The sequence below is a fragment of the Enterovibrio litoreus genome (assembly GCF_045679545.1).
Taxonomy (GTDB): domain Bacteria; phylum Pseudomonadota; class Gammaproteobacteria; order Enterobacterales; family Vibrionaceae; genus Enterovibrio.
This window is the reverse complement of the sequence record NZ_CP166194.1, coordinates 1,565,141-1,586,658: the sequence shown is the minus strand read 5'-3', so window position 1 is coordinate 1,586,658 and position 21,518 is coordinate 1,565,141. Positions and strand designations below refer to the sequence as shown.

Here is a 21,518-nt window from a genome sequence, read left to right as displayed (position 1 = left end):
AATCAGGCTGTCGATGACCGTTTTCGATCTCTGCCAACAAACGTCACCGCGATACCGAGCAATATCACTGATGCGGATATCAACATTCGCATAGTCAATGGCTCAGACATCAAAACGTACCCAGCTAAGCCTGCAATGACAGGCACTGTCAGCTGCATCACACCTGCCTGCGTCGCTTTAAAGTGCTGCACAACACCATACCAAATGGCATAACCAATCGCAGAAGCTATCGCGCCCGAAGCCACCGCAAGCCAAACACCTTCTTGTGAAAGCGTATTCATCGGAATATTGAGCAAGAAAAACGGAACAACAAAGAAAAGGCTTAATCGAAAGTTGATGCAGTTCGCTTTGAGCTGAGGCACTTTCATTTCTTTACCCAGCACGCTGTAAGCGCCCCACGCAATGCCAGAAATCGCCATGAGTATTGCTCCCCACATATTCGGGGAATTCACTCCGGGTGAAACGAGATACCCTAAACCACATATAGCCGTTAGTGCGCCAAGGTACTCCATGCCGCTTGCACCGCCCTCTCTATAATGGCCATAAGCAAACATAGTGAGCTGAACAAACGCGAACAAAATGAGCGCGCCCATTCCGGTATCAAGATACATGTAGGCAAATGAAAACGTCGCTGCATAGAGAAAGAGCATGGCGGCCGCAAGCCAATGCTCAATCGGGCTATGGAGCAGTTGGCAATTATCCTCTGAGGTTTTGCGTTTTGCTGCCACTAAAGATGAAATCAACAACAACATCAACGCACCAGAAACGAGTCGAAGCGAGGTAAATGACGCAGGATCAATGTTAGTACCAGACAACGCCAAACGGCACAAAACAGAATTTGCTGCGAAGAAAACCAACGCGAGAATCGCCATAATGATGTTTTTGATAGTAAAAGCCTCTGTTTGCGAAATGGTTTCTTTCACTGTACCTATACGTGCCAATATTGACCGTGCAGTATCCACGTATCTTTCATATGTTTGATAAAAATCTGATTCATTTACGTATTCATTGAACTTTAGCGACAAACAGAACCACGCAGATTTGCCAATCACCCAACATTGTCGTTTGGAAAATCCACGCTTAGAAGGTAAAATACCGCTCCTGTTTTTTAGTGGTGAAGTGAATGTCTGACGCTAAACGCAAAGCGCTTAAAAAAATTGCAAAATGTCTGGAACTGAGTAACTCATCCAACATCAATGAAGCTGCGGCAGCGATAAAAATGGCGCAGAGCCTGATGAAGAAATACGGGTTGGATCAAGACGATATTGACTTCATCCGTATGGGAAAAACCACATCAGCGACCCTACTCCCCACCTCGATCAGCGACGCTGTTCTCAAAATAATTCGCGGCATCAATACCCGCTTTGGTGTTGAGTGCGTGCTAACGAACCACAAAGGCCTTAAAAAAGCTGAATTCATTGGCGATGCCGATCGCGCCATTTTCGCCGCTTTTGCCTTTGATATTGTCTATCGAGAAATGAATGAGCATATCGGTCAATTCCGCAATAGCTTCCAAGGCTCCGGTACCTCCCAAACTGAAATCACACGCCGAATCGCTTCTTTTACCTTTGGTTGGCTAGATGGCGCATTAGCCAAACTACCCAACATCGCGCCCGATGGCGATGCCGACAAGAAGATCAAAGACTACATCGACAGTCAGTTCAAAAACATTGACCGCGAAACTTTTAAGCAACAATTAAGAGATGCCATGAAGGGCATCACTGACGACTATGAGAAAGGCATGAAAAAAGGAAAACAAATTTCCGTCAGTCGCCCAGTATCAGGTAAACAAGCAGCAAAGCGCCTCAATTAGGCGCTTTTTCATTCATTCCCGACAGTGCAACAACGTCACCAATCCGCCACAACCCTCTCTCTTCGCCATGTAAGCCCATGAGTTAACAATAACTCAACGAAATTCGTGCTTTTTTGAACAGTGTTGTATTAAAAAAGCCTGAATTTTACTGCTGTCTATTGTATTGCGCGCTGCACCCGCCTAGCCTAGCTTTAAATCACCGCATAAAGCGGTGGTCGACTAGATTTGCGAAAAGCAAACTTATGGTTAGTGACTTGTTAAGCAGTATTAAAGTCTCTCTTACCAAACCCTCTCTAGAAGGAATGGAGAAAACAAATGAAAAAAGCAGTGATTAGCCTTGGACTGATTGTGGCCATAAGTCCTTTGGCAAGTGTATACGCTCAAGATGATGCAAATTTCTACCTTGGTGCACGTGTAGGTTCATCAACCCTTTCTGACGCATGTCAGCTAGGCAGTTGTGACGATCAAGAAGTCGGCGGCGGCTTAATTGGTGGTTACAATTTCGGCAACAATTTCTCAATCGAATCTACCTATGACTACCTAGGTCACTTCGATGCGAGCTATAGCCCAACGCCTGGAGCTATCAGTGGCGACCTAACTGCGTTCACTTTGGCTCCAAAACTTGATTTTGGCATTACAGACCAAACCAGCATTTACGGTAAAATCGGTGCCGCTTGGTGGGATTGGAACAGCAAAGCTGGCAACCAAGATGATCTTTCTTTGTTAGGTGCTGTTGGTCTTGACCACCGTGCAAACGATCTCGTCAATGTTCGCCTTGAATATCAATACATTCATGACATGGATGAAAGCTACTTCAATGCAGACAATCATCTTATCAGTGCGGGTCTAACGTTCCATTTCGGTCGTACTTCAGCACCAGAACCTGTTGTGATGATGGTTGAAGAAGTGGTTGTTGTTGAAACTGTGGCAGAACCGAAAAAATATGTCTTCTCTGAAGCAGACGAAGTTGAACTGTTTGCATTTGGTAAAGCTGATTTGTCGTCAGATGCAGCACAGCAACTTAACCCTATGCTGAAACGCCTTCAAGATTTTGAAACTTCTACCGCTATCATTGTCGGTCACACTGACAGTGTCGGTTCAGAAGCGTTTAACCAAAAGCTGTCTGAAGAGCGTGCACAAACTGTTGCAAACTACTTCATTAATAACGGCATCAGTGCTGACCGCCTGAGTGTTGTTGGTGCTGGCGAGAACGACCCTGTAGCGTCTAACGACACTGCTGAAGGCCGTGCTCAAAACCGTCGCGTTGAAATTGAATCACCTGAGTTTGTTTACGAAGAGTAATCACACCCAGTAGCGACACGCCAATATTTGAAAGCCACGTCGATGACGTGGCTTTTTTGATCATGGCTGAAAAGCTGGTGAGCAATGGAGTAGCAGCTTGTCAATTGTGTCACGATCTTCATCCATTACGCCCGCAACACGCGGATAGACTGGAGAAGAACGATCGTTAATACGCGGAAATTGCCATCCATTGGTCGTTGTAATAAATGACTGCGCAAAATCGGCGGAGTAGCGCAAACACCCCGCCAACACGGTATCCACGTAGCTTTGCGCGATAGGCTGAACAAAACACGGTGAAATGACTTCGTCAGTTACATAGACATACACTGTGCCGTCAACGCTGACATCTTGGTTAAGAAGCGTGATTCGAGAACTCTCTAAAGGCACACGCTGATACCCAGCTTCACGAATATCAAACACTTCCAACGCCGCATCATCGATATGAATTAGCACACCGTTACACTCGCCCTCACCTTCGCAAACCACAAGATGAGACATGCCGTGTGAACCCGTTTTCCCCCAATGGCGCTGCAAGCCAGAAACCACTGCTGGAACAGCCAACCCAGTATCGCCCGTCAATTTACGAGAGGCATCATTGATCAAACTGCCATAGCCAAAGATGTACATAGACCTACTTTCGTTTTACCCGTTTACTTAAGAATATTCGTCAACGGCGTGCTACTGTCAACCACCTATATCTCAGTGAGCTAAAGAAAAAAGGGGTTGCTTGAGGAGCATTGCTGAGAAAGAGCACCCATCCCACTTCACAGAGTCTCTTCCTTCGTTCTATTTCACTTCAGTCATCAAATAATACAAAACAAGGTGACTACATTTTTATCTATCCGCATTATCATTTGCACAATGAGCTTGCCGTGATGGAATGGTCAGGACGTTATCATTCAGCGTTAAGCTTGAGATACGAGATGGAATAAAAATATGAAATCCATAGAAAAAATCGAAAAACAATTTCAAAAACTTGCCAGCTACCAGCATCTGGCCGCTATTTGTGGCTGGGATCAGGCAGCAATGATGCCAGACGGCGGCAATGACGCTCGCTCAAAAGCAATGGGCGACCTTGCTGTGCTTTGCCACGAAACACTCACAGACTCGCGTATGGGAGAGTGGATCGCCGCTGCTGATGCTGATGCTTCACTGACTAACGAACAACAAATCAACCTTCGTGAAATTAAACGCGCTTGGACTCAAGCCACACAACTGCCGTCAGAACTTGTCGAGAGAAAATCTTTACTCGGCTCTAAATGCGAGCATGAATGGCGAAGTCAACGCGGCAATAATGATTGGGCAGGCTTCGCCGAGAATCTGAAAAAAGTCGTAGAAGCATCCCGAGAAGAAGCCAATACCCGCGCCGCGCAAACGGGTGTTCGCCCCTATGACGCCATGCTCGATCTTTATGAACCAGGCATGACCACCGAGAAACTCGATGTGCTGTTTAGCGATCTAAAGTCGTGGTTGCCGGAGTTGATACAGAAAGTACTCGAAAAGCAAAAATCGACGCCGGTTACTGAACCGAATGGCCCGTTTGATACCAACAAACAAGCAACGCTCGGCAAACAAATGATGCAAATTCTTGGCTTCGATTTTAATCATGGTCGCCTTGATGTGAGTGCGCACCCGTTTTGCGGCGGCGTGCCTTCAGATGTCCGCATTACCACTCGTTACGACGAGCAAGATTTCACATCTGCAATCATGGGGGTGATTCATGAAACGGGACACGCCCGTTACGAACAAGGCTTGCCAAAAAGCTACGCAGGCTTTCCCGCCGGCGAAGCCCGTTCGATGGGGATTCATGAAAGCCAAAGCCTGTTCTTTGAAATGCAACTAGGCCGAAACCCGCTGTTTGTTGAACACCTAGCGACATTGGCGGCCGAAGCATTCGGTAAGCAAGGTGACGCCGCATTTAGCCTTAACAACATGAACGCGGTCTACAAACGGGTAAAGCCCGGCCATATTCGTGTCGACGCCGATGAAGTCACCTACCCCGCCCACGTTATTCTCCGTTTTGAAATCGAACGAGACCTGATGGAGGGCAAAATTGAAGTTGATGAGATTCCCGTACTTTGGAACGAAAAGATGCAAGTGTATCTAGGGATTTCCACCGAAGGCGATTTCACCAACGGCTGCATGCAGGATATTCATTGGACCGACGGCTCATTTGGCTATTTCCCAAGCTACACGCTGGGTGCTATGTATGCCGCCCAATTTATGGCAGCAATGCGTAAAACGGTAGATGTTGATGCATGTATTCAAGCACTGGATTTCGCGCCAATTAGTACGTGGTTAGAAGAGAATATCTGGTCGAAGGGCTCTACCCTTTCGACTGAGGAATTAGTGATTCAAGCGACGGGGGAACCGCTGAATCCTGAGTATTTCAAACAGCACCTGATTGAACGTTATTTGAACGACTAATATTAAATGACCACCAGCGTAGACGAATGATGCGCTGGTGGCTTCTGGGCAAACGGCTGGAAGTCTAGATCGTAGGGTGCCAGTAAAGTAGCTTGAAAAATATAGCATATAACAAGCTGTATTCTTGGTGTCTCTGTTCAGAGAAATACGTACACGTTATTCAACCAAAGTACACTGCCATTTCTAATTCTCTGATGGCGACCTCCTACACATACAACCTAAATGCGTACTGAAAAGTCCAAGCGGTGGTTGCCTTGATAATAAGTCAAACATGTCATATTAATTTTCATGATTGTATGTACAAATCTCGCCTCTCAACAAAGTAGAAAGCGTCGGCTTTCATCTTCCTTGGGCTATTATTGCTCTGAGCGAAGACTTACTAACCATCTTCATCAAACACTTTTTTCCTAGTTCAACATGGCAATGAAACTGACAAATCCATACCTTTTGTAAAGTGCATATCTTGATTGCGCTTCCTTGGTCGTTCTCTCCAATGAAATCATCAATGCAGATTTAAAGTATTAAAAATTGGAATATTTAAAATACGCCACCGTGTCACAAGCAAATATAAGATCAACCACATAAAACCAAATCGTCAACAATTATAATAAAAATCATTATATAAGAGTGATAGTGTGGTAAATGCCTATTTCTATTTACTCAGCGCACGCATAACTGGTAAGCATTGGTAATATTGATGACTTCTTTTAAAACTGTATTCGGTATCGACTTACGTACATTGGCATTGTTCCGTATCGGTCTGGCCTTGATGATTTTGGTGGATCTAGTCAGCAGAGCTCGTGATATCTCTGCATTTTATACTGATGACGGACTGCTTAGCCGCACAGCATCCATGGCGATTTCCTCAGAGTATCGACTTTCTCTCTATTGGATGAATGGCAGTGAATGGTTCGTCACGTTACTGTTTGTGATTGCTGCGCTCGTCGCCCTCCTGCTCCTCGTTGGTTACAAATCCAGAACCATGGCGTTTATTAGTTGGATTTTTCTTTTCTCTATCGTAAATCGAAACAGCGTGATTGTATCTGGCGGTGACGTACTGCTCGTGGTTATGTGTTTTTGGGCAATCCTTTTACCTATTGGCGCAAGATTTTCGATAGATAGCTCGCTAAATCGTCGATATAAAACAGACGAAAATGCAGTGCCTGAGAACCACAGATACTTTTCAGTTGTGTCAATCGCCGTTCTTCTTCAGGTGATGTATCTGTATTTTTTCACCGCATTATTGAAAACGTCAGATGACTGGCAAGTCACCATGGATGCCGCATACTACGCCGTTCATATCGAACAACTCGCCACCGTATTTGCCGTTTGGATGAGAGGGTTTCCAGAGCTTTTGACCTTTGGTACTTACTTTGTTTGGTATTTAGAAATCATTGCGATATTTCTGGTTTTCTCTCCTATCTTCCACGTTCAATTACGATTGTTCACACTTGCACTGTTAATTGTCATGCACAGTGCCTTCTTGCTTTCTCTACACATCGTGCTTTTCCCATTTATCGATTTTATGTCGCTGAGCTTACTTATTCCGGGAGTGTGTTGGGACTGGTTAGCCAAATTGAATGCCAAACCTAAACGGAGAGATATCGTTATTTTCTATGATGAAGGCTGTGGATTCTGTAAGAAAACCTGCCTAATACTGCGAAATTTTCTTCTTCCCGACAGTGTGAAGATACACCCTGCGCAGCAGTATCCAGACATTTATCCAATCATGGAAAAGGAAAATAGCTGGGTACTTCGTGACCATCAAGGTGGCTTACACACTCACTGGAATGGTGTCCAATACCTATTTAAAGTGTCGCTACTTTTTAAGCCCATCGGCGTTGTGATGGGATGGAAACCCCTCTTAGGGATTGGAAATAGACTCTATCGTTGGATAGCAGATAATCGAGACATGATGGGGCGAATCACTGAACGCTTTCTGCCCTATAACGACCAAAAAGACCGTGCTGGTTATGTAGAGAATTGCGTGGCCTTGGGTGCACTTTATATTGTGACTTACTACAACGTTAGCGGTGTTCAGCAGTTTCAAATTAAACGCCCGCAACATGTATCGATACCCGCGAAAGTACTTCGAATTGATCAACACTGGGGTATGTTCGCTCCTTCACCCCTTAAATTCTCTTTGATGCCCGTCATCGAAGGTAAAACTCGAGGTGAAGACGTGGTAGATGTTTGGAGTATGAGCTTTGAGCCACCAAGCCGAGTGATACCTGAACTTCTATCTGCAGAATTTAAAAATTATCGTTGGCGTAAATACTTTGGGAGGTTGCATTCAAATCGCAACAAGAAAGTACTCGCAGGTTATGGCGGATACCTATGCAAGCAATGGAATAGCCAGGTATTGTCCAAAGAAAAGCAGTTGGCATCTTTCACTATCGAATTTGAGCGGTTGAGAACTATGCCAAATTATAAGCCGCGTAAACGCTCAACAGTTAAAGTGTGGACGCATTGGTGCTTTAAGGAATACGCAAAAAAATAGATTCATCAGTTGCAGCAACATCTGACGTAAAGATTTTAGGCTAGACCGATGAACTATGTCAGAGGTTGCTAACCATTCGTATATAAAGCTAGTTGAATTTTCATGTTACCCAAACAGCGTTCTCAAAAGCGCGTCACGAGCTCACATCTATCAATAGCAACTATACATAAAACGTACACTTATCTGGACTCTAACGATCTATGTCGAGGAATTCAGTATGTACGACACACTATCTACACAATCCCAAACCACTTCGCACGCACCCACTCAACGCCAATTTGACAAATTGGCAATGCTTTCGCCTTCAGAGACACGGAAGCACATCTTCTTAGAATTGATTAACGCCTACATGTTTTCGACCAATCAGTTCGACCTGTTCGAGAAAATCGTTTCCTATCGAACGAATGAAATAGCCAAAGCACTGCCAAGCAATCAACCCAGAGGAAATCTATTCACCACGCTAACATGTGATACTGCAAAATCCATCTCAGGTATCACACCTTTCCGTCACCTTCCCGAGATATTCCTCTCCATCGAGAAAACTGCCATTGCATTTTTTGGCGATATTCTAAGTTGTTGGGCATCGTTTAAGGTATTCCAAATCGTTTCAGAATCGAAAAAACACCTCATCAGCCAAACCCCTATGCAGGGCTGGTCATCTTTAACAGCGACCGAGAATGACCAGTTTCGCTACGAAATTGTTACAGATATTCGCGATGAGCAGCGCATGTTCATGACCAGCTATTCCAATGTACCGATGAAGCTTTCGTTAGCAAATGTGCTGATAAACCTAGAGACCTTTGTTAAGCAACAACATTGGTATGAAATGCTTTACTACCTCAATGTGTCCTCATTTGGTGAGCACTTCATTCTGTATCAGGAAAATGCAAATCAACCGCCACTGCTACTGTCGTCAGCACTTATCCAGCGATGGAAGCAGCGAGACAACTGGTTAACCTTCGAGCCTTTTTTCCAAACAGAAAGTTGGACACTGATCGCATCTAATGAGAAAATCCAAACATTGGAAAAATCCGGAATTTTTCATAACCCACTGAAAAACATATTAAACCTTAGTTCTGTGGCGAATTTTGATTTTTCGTTATTGCGAGCCATCACACGAAAAGATGCAGTGTGCGAAATCATTAGAATGGCAATCGGTGGACCAAAGGAAAAGTTGAACCACATTCTCTATTTAACACTTAAATATCTGACAGTTAAGTTAGCTGACATCGGCTTAGAAGCGGCTTATACCATTGTCGAGCAGCCGTCGATATTGGCCTTCTATGGGTCGATTAACAACGACAGTAACGGGGCATTACCCTACGTCTCGTTGTGTCAGCAGCAGGTCGCGGGAACAGGCCTTACAACCTATCAAGGGATTGTTTTTACAGGGCCAATGAGCCAAGCCTTTGAACAGTGCAGCTTCAGAGACTACAACAAGAGAATCATAAAGATGCGAAAACAGGCGAGAACGGCGGAAAATGCCTAGTTTCATCAATACGATGTCTGACAACTTCATTGCGATTTTTCTCGTTGCTATTGCGGTTGTCGTTATGCTTTGGGCTACGCATTTTGCCAGAGCACTATCGAAGAATCGGTCGGGTTTACCCCGACCGATTTACTTCCCTTATACGCTTTACACCGTATTCATCTCGTTATGGATTCTGTCTAACGCCTATTTTCAGTCTGATCTCTTAGTCAGCCTAGGAAGCAGCGCAGCCACTGTCATGGCATTGTTGGCCAATGTGTTTTCTGGGCTAGCTTTTGCATTCGCTTTTCTCTTTTCATGTCGCTTGGTATCAGAGCACCAAGGATTGAAACTAAAAGCATGGCAATGGGGGTTATTTGGCCTGACCTGTATGATCATATTGATCACCAATGTCGCTCCCGGAATGAATGTTAAAACCGTCGATGTCTCGGGCATTGGCAACTTTGTCATACACTTTGGTCCCGCCAGTGGTGCGTTTTTTGGCATTCTGTTACTTCTCGTTGTACTAACACTGGTTAACTTCATTCGATCGAGTAGAAGCGCGATTAGATTGAAGCAAGTAAAAGCCAACTACATGGTCATGGGGATGGTTGGGTTTATTCTCTCAACCTTCCTGGCGCATTTTTTAATACCTCTGCTATTCAACGATTTCTCCAAAGCTTGGTTACCTCCTGCGCTTTCAATCATTGAGGCGGTCTTCGTTGGCTATGCCCTGCTACACAATCGTTTCTATAGCAGTCGCTACATTGCATTACTCAGTTTCAGCTTCTTAGCCAATGCCGCGCTGTATATCACGCCCATTGCTTTAATTAGCTTTCAGGAATCGCCGCACGGATCTTGGCTGTTGGCGCTATGGATTTTAATCACAGGTGTTTTCTGGAATAGCAGCCATGCCATTCTTCGCCGAGGAGCAAACCGGCTTCTTTATAAGGAAAATGGCAATCCAGTAGAAAGCATTTGCAACTTGATTGGTGAGTTTCGTTACTCAACGGAAGACGCCGTCGTCAAGCTCAATCAGGTGCTCAATGCCAAATCAGGACGCATCCAAAAAGTGGGTAACAACCCAAATGCCAATGTGTTTTTGTCCTGCTTCGAAGGCGATCGATCGGTATTGGTTAAACAAGAGGTCGAATACCAACTCAAGCACCACAAACCGGAAAACCCTGAATGCCTTCGCTCAGTTGCACGAGAAATGGTCAACGCGGGTACATCGCTAGTGTTGCCGATTACCAATGAAAAAAATGAAGTCACCCATCTTTACATGGTATCCAAACAAAACGAGAACGAGCTTTTCTCTAGCGAAGAAATCATGGGCTTGCAGCGTCTGTTTGATGAAGCAAATCGCTTTATTGTCACCGAAGAAAAAATACGCAAATCGCAAGTGCTGGCGGGCTCCATTGCCCATGAAATTCGCAATCCATTAACAAAAATCAAATATCACTTTGAACGTATTGATGCCGACATGTTTGGCGTGGAAAACGCGTCTCTGAGCCCCTTTGCTTCGCAAGATATGAAAAAGATCTATCAGGAACTGGCGGAAGGGAAAAAAGCCGTTCAACTTGGCACGCGATTTATCGACGCCATTCTTGATGAACTGCGCGGAGAAGGCATTAGCACTGAGCTGTTTGAACCGTATTCGGCGGCCGAGCTGACCAAGCAGGCTATCAGTGATTTTAGTTTTTACAGTGATAAACACAAAAATAGGATTAGCATCAACACCCAAGATGATTTCCTGTTTCATGGCAGCGATACGCTCTATAGCTTTGTTCTGTTTAACCTCCTTAAAAATGCCATACATTACTTTGATGCATTTCCAAACAGTCGGGTGAACATTCACTTTAAAAAGGTTAATGGTAATAACGAAGTCCATGTTATTGACACAGGGCCGGGCATTTCAGCAGAGCATCAAGCACATATCTTTGACGAGTTCTACACGCAAGGGAAAGAACAAGGCAATGGGCTGGGGCTCTCTTACTGTAAGCGGGTAATGAAATCGTTCGGAGGTGACATCAGTTGCCGCTCGCTTCCCGGGAAGTTCACCGAATTCATACTCTCTTTCCCTTCGGTCGCACAGCAGATCGATGATGAAACCGCATGTATGCTGAAGGCTTATTTGAAGGGGAAAGCTTGCATTGTTGTTGCTTCAAACGCGTCTGGTGATTGGTTGGCCTCTGAGTTAAAGACACTCGGCGCAGAGGTTGTCATCGCTGCGAACGCCAAATCTGGTTTCAGTGACATCGGACAACAAAATGTCGATTTCATCGTGATGGATAGCTCGCTGTTTAAAACGGACATAGACCTTGTTAAAGCACTGCGAACCGGCGATCTGGGCCATCAAGCACAAGTGACACCCATTCTTCTTTACACTTGCTCAGAGAATGAAGCGTCTGAGCGTCAAAGCAGCCTCTATTCGTCAAATCTCATTCAGGGACAATTAGACGGCATTAACCACAGACCGACATTTTATCGCTCACTGGCATCACTCATTGATGATGGTCGTATGGTGAAACTCGGCAGTTTGATTGGGAAGAGGGTTCTCGTGGTCGACGATATGCAGGTGAACCGTCTATTGGTTCAAGCCTATCTCGCCAGCGAGGGCGTGACTGTGGTTCAGGCGGCGTCTGGCGAAGAAGCCATCAAATGTGTAGAAACAGAGCCATTAGATCTTATCGTGATGGATATTCATATGCCAGGTATGAGCGGTATTGAAGCCACAAGGAAAATCCGACGATTGCGACATGACATTCCTGTTGTGGCGCTTTCCGGCGAATACAGCGAAGAAGCCAAAATAGCGATTCAGGAGACAATGGACGATCACCTCGTCAAACCGATCACCAAGCAGTTACTCATCAGAAAACTGACAACATGGCTGGTTCAAGATTCGTTTTCTGCCACAAAGTCAGAGATACCGAACTAAGCTTATTGGCCTTCTTTGTCTTTCTCAATAAGGCGATGAATCTCGCCTCCCTACCCTATCGCCTCCCCACTCTATCGCCATCACATCAAGCTAGTGACAGCGTGAGTGATAGAGAACGCCTGAACGATCAATGTAAGAGGCTGCCTGCTTACCGATAGTGAACCAAGAATGTCCCGGGCAACTAGGCAACTAGGCAACTAGGCAACTAGGCAACTAGGCATATTTAAAACAGTAGCCCTCACGCACTAAGCGATTATCTGCTCGCAAAGCGTTTTAACCTCGGCAAACGGATAGTGGCCAAACTTACCAAACCCGGCCGTTTTACCTAAACGAAGTCGCCCCGTTAGCGGCGTCGCAATACCACATAGGTATCGCGCCATGGCCTCTGGTGTAACAACGTCACTACTTGCCGCACTCAGCAATGGTTGGCTTGCACGTTGGAGATCAGACAACTCCAATGGTAACAACGCTGACGCACTCGGCAATGTCGCAATGTGGCCTCGACACACGGAGCAATGTCCACATTGCTTTGGTGCGTGTTCATCAGCAAAGTAACTCGCCAATCGGTGGCTCAAACATGTCGTCGTTTCAAACAAATCAAGCATGGCATGAACACGCTGGATCTCACTGTGTTCTTTAGCTTGGAACATCTTGTGTATTTTATCGCTCAGCGCTTCAGCGTGAGTCCCCGTCAGTAACTGAGGCTTACAAACGCGAAACACATCCGTCATTTGCTTGCTTTCAAGCTCAATCCAGCCCTTATCTGCAAAATAATCCAACGCGGTCACCGCACGTTTGCGATCAGCCTGAAAACCTTGCCAAAGCGCTTCGAAGTCTACCGTATGCCAGGTGCGAGATTTGGGCGATGCCGCAAACACAGCTTGAACAAACTGCTTACGCTCCCCTTCAAATTGACCGATGATGTGCTCAATGCTCACCAAGGCTTTGAAGCGATAGTCGGCGAAATAGCTGTATTGCGGTTCAATCACCCCTTCCAGTTCCAGATAAACCAGCAAGGTTTTGAGAGGCAGTTGTCGAATATTGCTATCACGAGAGAGGCGGTTTAGCATCACTTCCCATGATGCGCCTATGGGCGTTTTGCCAATGTCTTCAATCACGGCGTGAATCGCAACGCGATCTGGCGTATCACCATACACAAAGTTTTCAAGCACACTCAGCGACTCTCGATTGGCAAGCACGCTGCATGTTGACATTTGGCCATCACGCCCTGCCCGACCAATTTCCTGGCTGTAGTTTTCTATCGATTTCGGCAAATCGAAATGTATCACCGCACGAATGTCTGACTTATCAACACCCATACCAAAAGCAATCGTCGCGACAATGCAGTTGATCTCACCTTGCATAAAACGGTGTTGGATCTTCTGTCGTTCTTCATTGGGCATACCTGCGTGATACGCATGAGCAGGCACGCCTTCACTTCGCAAAAATCCAGCGACGGTTTCAGCTGTGTTTTGTAGCGTGACATAAATAATGGTCGGTGCTTGCGGCGTTTTTTTAAACTGAGCAAGCAAGGTAGCTGCTTTGTCCTGCTCTGGGCAGGCGATAACGTTAAGGTCTAAATTTTGACGATAGAAACCCGTCACCACAATATTTTCTGCAGCAATGCTAAATTTGGTGCCCATGTCAGCAATGACCTGAGGCGTCGCAGTAGCCGTCAGCAAAAGCACTTGGGGGATATTGAGTTGCTTGCAGTAGACGGGTAGTTTCAGGTAATCAGGACGGAAATTATGCCCCCACTCCGATATACAGTGGGCCTCATCAACCACGAGAAGAGACAAAGAAACGGATGAAATGAATTGTCTGAATCGTTCATTTTTAAGGCGCTCGACAGAAATCATCAAGATCTTGGTCTCACCCGCTTTGACCGCTCTCATCACTTCTCGTGACTCATCATAGGTTAACGTAGAATCAAGAGACGCCGCGGGTATACCTTTGCTTTTGAGAAAATCGAGCTGATCTTTCATCAATGCAAGCAAAGGGGAAATCACAAGTGTTAAATGAGGAAGATGAAGCGCGGGAAGCTGATAACACAAAGATTTACCCGATCCGGTCGGAAATATCGCGGCCGAAGAGTGCCCCGAAAGGACGTTTTCAACCACTTGCTGCTGACCACCCCGTAAGCCTTCAAATCCGAAAACTTGTTTTAACGTGTTTAAGTAGGTGGTGTCAGTGCTCATTTCCGCCTCGGCAAATCAATAAAATCAAATGATGCTGAAGTCTACACGTCCACTACACAGGCGACGAGCGTAAAGAAGGGAAACTCGGGAAATCCCGCGAAAATAAGTAAGTATGGGGTTGCTCAACATTGACTAATGATGGCGTCTGCTCAGAGATTCGCCTAACGCCACTGCGCACCCTATGCGCCTCTCTTCTCTGTTCACCTGGCCAAGCGCACAGCATCACTTTCTGCTTCATTGACCCTTCTGAGTCGATAGCCATCCGTTTCTCTACCTACGGCCTTAACAACAACGACTACCGCTTGAACTTCACCGTCGATGTGCTGGCTGGCAACAACATGTTCGGCTTGGGCAGTGTCGAATCTGGTTCAAGTTATGGCGAATTCGATTGCACCTTCTATGTCATTAATACTGCGTTCTAGATCGATGAAAATGATTCGAGGCAAGGCCGCTTTGGCACGGTTTCCATTGCCATCACAAATTCTCGCTGAACATGCATCTTGGGGTTGCTTAGGTATCGCGTTTCTTTCCTCAATCCTGCACGAAAACACCCCTACATATAGTGATAATTGAAACAATTACCGATCACTTTGCCTGCCGACTTTTAACAGATAACATTCACAGCCTACATCGCCGAGCGTAAAACTAAAAACAAGATATTTACTTATTTAATATCATCACGTTATGAATCAACCCCCCAAATAACTCACTTAGTTATCCACAGAATCTGTTGATAGGTTCACGATAGGACAAAACCGAGTTTCATGTTTAAAAACATGCAGTTAAGAAGATAAAATCGAAAAAATAATTTTTTCTTGACCTGTTGGTAAATTACGAAGTTGTTCTGCCATCAAAAAATACGCAAATTAATGGTGCATTAAGAGGAAATAAACTGTAAGCACATCACAGTGTTACAAGAGCGTAACATCGGGATGTACAACTGCGATTCAGTGATTAAAAGCGGCGATAGAAGAAGGGTAAGCAATATCGAAAGAGAAATTGCAATCAGATGAAGAAACGGCCGGCTGCGTCGAACAGAAGACGATCCTCTCCTGGGTGGGCAAGCAGCGAGATTCCCATAGGTGTGCCATCAACGGTCAAAAAAGGAACAGTGAGTTGAGCTAACCCTGCCACTTCAGCAATGGCATAAAGCCGACGTTGGTTCAAAAGAAACGTATCGTCAGCAAACATGTCGTCGGGGGCTTCCCCTGGAGAAGTTGGGATCATTAATACCTCCCCGCTCGAAAAAAAACCCTGAATACTGTCACTAAAAAATTCTCTTTTTTTCTTTGTTTCAACGAATTCCTTGAAGCTGTTCCCACGGATTCTAGACAAGAATTGTGCGGTTTCATCAGACAGTTTCGGATTATGAACATCAAACCACTGACCGTATTGGAGATCGATTTCTCTGCCCAATATAACAGCATGAATATTGTGTGCTTGGGTGAGCGCAAGCTTGCCCACGCTTGGCACATCTTCAAAGCGAATTTTCGAATCGTTGAATACCACTTCCCATTCCAGCATCGCCTGTATAGGTAACAACTCCCGAAACAAGGTCGAGGCATACTTTATGGTCTTAAAGCGAACCGCTTTGGCTGGCTTCGTCCAGCATTTCTCGGCAATCTGCTGCAGTATTGGGAGCTTTCTGGACATAAAACCGACAGCGTCAAACGAAGGCGATAGCGATGCTACCCCTCTCAGATCAACCATGCCTTGCGATGGGCGGTAACCAAAGAGATTGCAATAAGATGCAGGGATCAAAACGCCCCCACAACAGTCGTTACCAATAGCAATGGTGGCAGCGCCTTTTGCCACCGCGACGGCAGCACCCGATGATGAACCGCCAAGACGAGCATTGGGAGAGATAGGGTTTTTTAGCCGCGCTAGGAAAGGATTTTCTCCACTAATGCTGATACCAAAATCATCCATTTGGGCTTTTCCGATGAGTCGACAACCAGAGTGCATTAATACAGAAACCACACTTGCATCAAGTCTGGCTGGCTCATTTCCGTCAGACCATTCAGGGATGCCTATCCCTGTGACCATGCCTCGAATACCGACAGAGTCGCTCACGACCAAACGCTGCCTAGTCAGAACTCCTGTGGGTATATCCTGCCTTTCGGGCTTTATCGCAGTAAGTAGAAAATTTTCCTCGATTTTCGACACGATGAACCTTTTTCCTATTTAATATTCATAATGTTATATCCAAATCTTCATTCTTGCGTATTACAGTGTCATTTTTTGACATTGATTAAGTTGTTACATTGACCAATTAAAGCAACGCGGCTCGTTTTGAACGATTTACTGGTAAAAAACTCCTCATTGATCTTGAGTTTTCGACTTTGGAGCCAGCTTTCCGGTGACGAACCTTGTCCATAAGGAATTTTATAAACATGGAAATGTTGGTTTTGATGTTGATAAATAAGGTTTGCTGCAACACGAAGTGGCTTAAGCGGCTCGTTGAGATATAGCCGAAAATCGCCGGAGCAATCATTGACGATATAGGAACCGTTCTCGCTTCGAATAGCAATATAGGGTTTATCCGATTCGGTATAAGACGCCAGAGCCCAGACTCCTGTTCTCTGAGTTAACTTGAGAAAAGGCAGATTTCGACTAGCCGTATCAGAGCCTTGAGTATCTGGCGCTTCACGCTCTTCTACCAACACTTCTTTCTGGCTAGGCTTAGCATGCACGACCCTAACCTTCGGTGGCGCTGCGTCCGGTGGTGCATCAGAAAACCACTCAGTGACAAAAGACCAATCCAGCATTTTCACGCTTAAGGCAAGAACAACGACGAGTGATGACATGGCCATTGCAGGCAACCAAAATTTTTGCGCCCAAACCAGCAAGCCCGGCATTTTCACGCCTAATTTTCGGTCCAGTTCTGTTTCCATGACTTCGTTGTCGGAAAGTGCACGGCGAAGTTCTCCTGCCAACTTATGCTGTTCAGCTATCGCACTGTCTTTTTGGTTAATGAGTCGGTTACGTTCTTCTTTGATCAACACCAACTCGCCTTCGAGTTGTGCAATTTTTCGCGAAAAATCAGCCCCCGCCGCTGCGTTTGCGTTTGCGTTTGCGTTTGCGTTTGCACCAATACTCTTGCCTTTTTGCGCTTGGTTGAGCTGAACTTTAAGCAATTGATTCAAAGCAGTGAGCTCATCTCGCTCTTTCTTTATCTTGACCAATTCACGTTCCAACGCTCCGCCTTGACTAACCGATGCAGAGGCAGGTATCGACAACAAATTCTCGCCACGCCCCTTGATAATATTGTCGTAGGAATGACGCACTAATTGCATCAAGGCTTTTGAGCCACCTTTATCAGGGTGCACGCGAGTAGAGAGCAATTTATATCTCTGCTTGACGGCAGACTCAGTGTCGCCCGGCTTGGTGCCTAGGAGTTCATTAAATGTGGTCATTTCTAATAGGGTAATTACTAATGGGTTAATTTCTAATATGATTATTTATCGACAGAATCAAAAAAAACTTGAGTGTATTTAAGGTGTTCCTTATCCCTTCATACATGAGAGCAGCCTTTTCTTTCTCATAAACAAGATAGCGATTGCGCTGCGATCCTGCCCATCAAATTGTTGAAGTTTTGTACCACCCCTCGTTTTTAATCACCACAACACGCACATTCTTTTAACAAGAAAGCATCATTAATTGCATTTGGATATAAAAATTCATTCAACCCCTCATTTCTCATTGCATTCATATTTTTGTGACCTATGATACGTTCGATAATTTGACGTTCCGTTGAAGACAGCAGGAGAGAGATGGCCTTGCCATCCGCCGAAGAAGTAAATCTTTCAGGCACCCAATATGTGCATTTGCACTTGGGTATGGACTGTTGTTGGAGGAGCCTCTGGAGAGATCCGTTAAATCGGACGCCGAAGGAGCAAACTTGCGTATTCACGTTCATTCATTGTGATGAAGAATAACTGCAAGTGAAACTCTCAGGCAAAAGGACAGAGGAGATAACCGCAATAAAGTACCCACTTTACTGCTGCTTTTTGCGGCTATTCTCCTCCTTTTAATCAAAGTCTAATTTTTCTTACGTTTACTAAGAATAATCAGATATTAAAGGGGGATAAATGAACCACTCACTACACAACCTACTTGAAATCGTTGATAACCTCGTTTGGGGTCCACCACTCTTGCTGCTGCTTGTTGGCACAGGTGTGTATTTCACCTTCCGCCTTGGCGCCATTCAGTTTTTCAAACTCCCTTTGGCACTTACCTACCTTTTCACCAAAGAAAAGAATGTAAAAGACAAAGGCGATGTATCCAGTTTCGCCGCATTGTGCACCGCCCTTTCCGCCACCATTGGAACAGGTAATATCGTCGGTGTTGCCACCGCCATCAAACTTGGTGGTCCTGGCGCGCTATTCTGGATGTGGATGGCAGCCTTGTTCGGCATGGCGACAAAATACGCCGAATGTCTGCTCGCCGTGAAATACCGGGAACAAGATGCAAATGGCAACATGCTCGGTGGCCCAATGCTGTACCTTGAAAAAGGCGCAGGAAAAAAATGGCTCGCTCGCCTGTTTGCATTCTTCACGATTGGTGTCGCTTGTTTCGGTATCGGCACCTTCCCGCAAGTGAATGCCATTGTCGATGCAAGTCAAATCGCGTTTAACATTCCTCATGCAGTCACAGCCATTGTGCTCACCCTTTTGGTTGCTGCGGTTACGATTGGGGGCATCAAATCCATCGCGGGCATGGCAAGCAAGATCATCCCGACCATGACCGTTATTTACGTCACGGCTTGTGCGGCGATATTGTTCAATCACGCCAGTGCGATTCCATCCGCGATTAGCTTGATCGTTGAATCAGCGTTCACAGGAACGGCTGCAACCGGGGGGTTCGTTGGCGCAACCATTATGCTGGCCATTCAATCAGGTGTGGCGCGTGGCGTGTTTTCAAATGAATCTGGCCTAGGTAGCGCGCCTATGGCAGCAGCATCGGCTCAAACCAACTCGTGCGTTCGTCAGGGGCTGATATCAATGGTTGGTACCTTCCTCGATACCATCGTCATCTGCTCAATGACAGGACTTGCTCTGGTGCTAACCGGTGTATGGTCAATGGATATCGAAGGTGCGCGAATGACGACGGAAGCCTTCTCATTGGGGCTAAATGAAGGGTTTGGCCCAATGGTGGTTGCCATTGGCTTGATGTTCTTTGCCTTCACCACCATTTTGGGCTGGAACTACTACGGTGAACGCTGTGTGGTGTATTTGTTCGGCCAACGAGCGGTACTGGCATACAAAATTGTATTCGTCGCCCTTGTACTTTCTGGCGCGTTTATCAAGCTGGATATGATTTGGTTAATCGCCGATATTGTGAACGGATTAATGGCAGTGCCTAACTTGATTGGGTTGATCTTGTTACGGCATGTCGTCGCTGATGAAACTAACGCTTACTTTGATTCCCTGAAACGGAAACTGACGGCAAAACGCGACGAATCAGCCCACGCTAGTGCGTAAACCTGATCCGTAAACATTTACGTTAACACAAAAAAACAGCGCTAAACGGCGCTGTTTCTGTTTTCACTTCAGATCTGTCTTTACATGAAAAACATTAGGCTGATTTGGCATTTAACATGTTAATCAGACCAAGTTTACCGAAGATAGCATCATAATGAACGAAGTTAGGGATTCTCGTATGATGCTGCACTTTTGTGCCCACGGCGACAAATTCATACCCTAATGTATTGGTGGCCATTTTGTCCCACTCGCCATCGCCAAAGTACACTCGGCGGCTGAACACTGCGCCGGTATCTTGCTTGGCACGAAACGCGGCCAATGCCATGATCTCGCTGCGCGTCATTGCATCTGAACACGAGGCAAAGCTAACGCCACTCACATCAAACCCAGCCGCTTTTAGCTTCATCCGCGCAGACTCTTCCCAGCCACCCGTTGCTATGGCCAGCACCACATTTGGATGAGACTTCATGTCATTCACAAACTTGATCGCACCCGGTGTTGCCACCAGTTTATCTGGATTGGACGCAATATAAGCGCGAAGCTTTTGTAAGAACAAGCTTTTCACTTCACGTAGAATACGCATTCTTTCATGACGCATACCCTGTTGTTCAATCAGTTCTTCTAAAACGCCCACATCCGTCACATTGGTGAACGCGCCCCAGTCATCCGTCAACTGCAGGCCTAACACTTCTTCAACCGCTGCTCGAAAGCAATCGGAGTCAAAATCATAACTGTCGATGAGCGTACCATCGACATCTAACATAAAGAGATTCATTCGCGCCTTTCCTCAAATCTTGTCATTACTCTGTTCTCAAGGCTGATTTGATATCGCGCTTGGCATTTTTCACACAGGAAACTCAACATTGTATTTACAATGGCAACCCATTGGCAACATTATTTATCGGCATCTAGAGATAGTAGACCTTCCTCAAACACAGTGCACCGCGTATTGAAAACTTGTGAACAGACAAACGGTTGCGCTTTAATACGACAAAAAATCATCCAATGCCAACTGTTTTAAACCATTCACTGTCAGCTTGGCTACATCGCGAACAATTCGAGAGTTTTTTACTGATGGTTCACTGTGATTTAGCACACCATGACAACTAGCAACCTTCTTTTAACAGGTTTTGCGCCTTTCATGACGTGTGTTGAAATTGGTGAATGTGGCCAAATTTCGGTCATTGTCTCCTTAATTGGTTTCACGACAAGAACGGTTTGTACACACAACACACTATACCGTAAAGAGAAGTAAAATTTGTTCCAGAAACTCTGCTTGTCAAGACTTGAAGATCACACGATATAGTGGTTTGATCTGCGCCCTTGCCAATCAGAGACACAATATAGTGTCTTTGGCCAAGCTTCGCTCAACAAGTCGGCATTACTCTC

14 protein-coding genes and 1 riboswitch are annotated in these 21,518 nt (G+C 45.6%); of the genes, 8 read left to right on the top strand and 6 right to left on the bottom strand.

What is annotated here, in order from left to right; all coding sequences use genetic code 11:
- Positions 1-2 precede the first annotated feature (2 nt).
- Positions 3-872 carry a DMT family transporter gene (locus tag AB8599_RS06985; protein WP_407333192.1) on the bottom strand — a complete coding sequence of 290 codons (870 nt, stop codon included), beginning with the start codon at positions 870-872 and terminating at the stop codon, positions 3-5.
- Positions 873-1,123: 251 nt separating this feature from the next.
- On the opposite strand from AB8599_RS06985, the gene AB8599_RS06980 reads away from it, so the two are divergent.
- Complete coding sequence (locus AB8599_RS06980) at positions 1,124-1,813, top strand: DUF2786 domain-containing protein (RefSeq protein ID WP_407333021.1); 690 nt, start codon at positions 1,124-1,126, stop codon at positions 1,811-1,813.
- 315 nt (positions 1,814-2,128) lie between these two features.
- Positions 2,129-3,115 carry an OmpA family protein gene (locus AB8599_RS06975; RefSeq protein ID WP_407333020.1) on the top strand — a complete coding sequence of 329 codons (987 nt, stop codon included), beginning with the start codon at positions 2,129-2,131 and terminating at the stop codon, positions 3,113-3,115.
- 60 nt (positions 3,116-3,175) lie between these two features.
- Here the strand turns inward: AB8599_RS06975 and AB8599_RS06970 are convergent, their stop codons facing one another.
- Positions 3,176-3,742, bottom strand: a complete 567-nt coding sequence (locus tag AB8599_RS06970) for a gamma-glutamylcyclotransferase family protein (protein ID WP_407333019.1) — start codon at positions 3,740-3,742, stop codon at positions 3,176-3,178.
- 309 nt (positions 3,743-4,051) lie between these two features.
- Here AB8599_RS06970 and AB8599_RS06965 point away from each other — a divergent pair, with 309 nt between their 5' ends.
- The 4 genes from AB8599_RS06965 (at position 4,052) to AB8599_RS06950 (ending at position 12,448) form a co-directional block, all read left to right on the top strand.
- Positions 4,052-5,542, top strand: a complete 1,491-nt coding sequence (locus AB8599_RS06965) for a carboxypeptidase M32 (RefSeq protein WP_407333018.1) — start codon at positions 4,052-4,054, stop codon at positions 5,540-5,542.
- 697 nt (positions 5,543-6,239) lie between these two features.
- Positions 6,240-8,042: an HTTM domain-containing protein gene (locus AB8599_RS06960; protein WP_407333017.1), complete on the top strand. Its 1,803-nt coding sequence runs from the start codon at positions 6,240-6,242 to the stop codon at positions 8,040-8,042.
- A 217-nt stretch (positions 8,043-8,259) separates the two neighbouring features.
- Positions 8,260-9,531, top strand: coding sequence for an acyl-homoserine-lactone synthase (locus AB8599_RS06955; RefSeq protein WP_407333016.1), 1,272 nt, complete (start codon positions 8,260-8,262; stop codon positions 9,529-9,531).
- The gene (locus tag AB8599_RS06950; protein WP_407333015.1) at positions 9,524-12,448 is read left to right on the top strand and encodes a response regulator; all 2,925 of its coding nucleotides are present in this window, start codon (positions 9,524-9,526) and stop codon (positions 12,446-12,448) included. The genes AB8599_RS06955 and AB8599_RS06950 overlap by 8 nt, the downstream gene beginning before the upstream one ends.
- 245 nt (positions 12,449-12,693) lie before the next feature.
- Here AB8599_RS06950 and AB8599_RS06945 read toward each other — a convergent pair whose 3' ends face one another.
- Entirely contained in the window at positions 12,694-14,646 is a 1,953-nt protein-coding gene (locus tag AB8599_RS06945) for an ATP-dependent DNA helicase RecQ (RefSeq protein WP_407333014.1), read from the bottom strand.
- 128 nt (positions 14,647-14,774) lie between these two features.
- Between AB8599_RS06945 and AB8599_RS06940 the strand changes: the two genes are divergently transcribed.
- Positions 14,775-15,068: a hypothetical protein gene (locus tag AB8599_RS06940; RefSeq protein WP_407333013.1), complete on the top strand. Its 294-nt coding sequence runs from the start codon at positions 14,775-14,777 to the stop codon at positions 15,066-15,068.
- Positions 15,069-15,651: 583 nt separating this feature from the next.
- Here the strand turns inward: AB8599_RS06940 and AB8599_RS06935 are convergent.
- Both AB8599_RS06935 and AB8599_RS06930 read right to left on the bottom strand, forming a co-directional pair.
- Positions 15,652-16,719 (bottom strand): amidase family protein, encoded by a 1,068-nt coding sequence (locus tag AB8599_RS06935; RefSeq protein ID WP_407333012.1) that lies wholly within the window; start codon positions 16,717-16,719, stop codon positions 15,652-15,654.
- A 161-nt stretch (positions 16,720-16,880) separates the two neighbouring features.
- Complete coding sequence (locus AB8599_RS06930; protein ID WP_407333011.1) at positions 16,881-18,062, bottom strand: hypothetical protein; 1,182 nt, start codon at positions 18,060-18,062, stop codon at positions 16,881-16,883.
- Between the two features lie 436 nt (positions 18,063-18,498).
- Positions 18,499-18,625, top strand: a riboswitch (glycine riboswitch).
- Between the two features lie 112 nt (positions 18,626-18,737).
- Between AB8599_RS06930 and AB8599_RS06925 the strand changes: the two genes are divergently transcribed.
- A complete protein-coding gene (locus AB8599_RS06925; protein ID WP_407333010.1) occupies positions 18,738-20,129 on the top strand; it encodes an alanine/glycine:cation symporter family protein in 1,392 nt (463 codons plus the stop codon).
- A gap of 94 nt (positions 20,130-20,223) precedes the next feature.
- Here AB8599_RS06925 and AB8599_RS06920 read toward each other — a convergent pair whose 3' ends face one another.
- The gene (locus AB8599_RS06920; RefSeq protein ID WP_407333009.1) at positions 20,224-20,904 is read right to left on the bottom strand and encodes an HAD family hydrolase; all 681 of its coding nucleotides are present in this window, start codon (positions 20,902-20,904) and stop codon (positions 20,224-20,226) included.
- Positions 20,905-21,518: the final 614 nt, after the last annotated feature.

What these genes read in the sequence shown, in the direction of transcription:
- AB8599_RS06985 (WP_407333192.1), bottom strand. Translation starts at nt 872, where the DNA reads ATGGCGATTCTCGCGTTGGTTTTCTTCGCAGCAAATTCTGTTTTGTGC.
- AB8599_RS06980 (WP_407333021.1), top strand. Translation starts at nt 1,124, where the DNA reads ATGTCTGACGCTAAACGCAAAGCGCTTAAAAAAATTGCAAAATGTCTG.
- AB8599_RS06975 (WP_407333020.1), top strand. Translation starts at nt 2,129, where the DNA reads ATGAAAAAAGCAGTGATTAGCCTTGGACTGATTGTGGCCATAAGTCCT.
- AB8599_RS06970 (WP_407333019.1), bottom strand. Translation starts at nt 3,742, where the DNA reads ATGTACATCTTTGGCTATGGCAGTTTGATCAATGATGCCTCTCGTAAA.
- AB8599_RS06965 (WP_407333018.1), top strand. Translation starts at nt 4,052, where the DNA reads ATGAAATCCATAGAAAAAATCGAAAAACAATTTCAAAAACTTGCCAGC.
- AB8599_RS06960 (WP_407333017.1), top strand. Translation starts at nt 6,240, where the DNA reads ATGACTTCTTTTAAAACTGTATTCGGTATCGACTTACGTACATTGGCA.
- AB8599_RS06955 (WP_407333016.1), top strand. Translation starts at nt 8,260, where the DNA reads ATGTACGACACACTATCTACACAATCCCAAACCACTTCGCACGCACCC.
- AB8599_RS06950 (WP_407333015.1), top strand. Translation starts at nt 9,524, where the DNA reads ATGCCTAGTTTCATCAATACGATGTCTGACAACTTCATTGCGATTTTT.
- AB8599_RS06945 (WP_407333014.1), bottom strand. Translation starts at nt 14,646, where the DNA reads ATGAGCACTGACACCACCTACTTAAACACGTTAAAACAAGTTTTCGGA.
- AB8599_RS06930 (WP_407333011.1), bottom strand. Translation starts at nt 18,062, where the DNA reads ATGACCACATTTAATGAACTCCTAGGCACCAAGCCGGGCGACACTGAG.
- AB8599_RS06925 (WP_407333010.1), top strand. Translation starts at nt 18,738, where the DNA reads ATGAACCACTCACTACACAACCTACTTGAAATCGTTGATAACCTCGTT.
- AB8599_RS06920 (WP_407333009.1), bottom strand. Translation starts at nt 20,904, where the DNA reads ATGAATCTCTTTATGTTAGATGTCGATGGTACGCTCATCGACAGTTAT.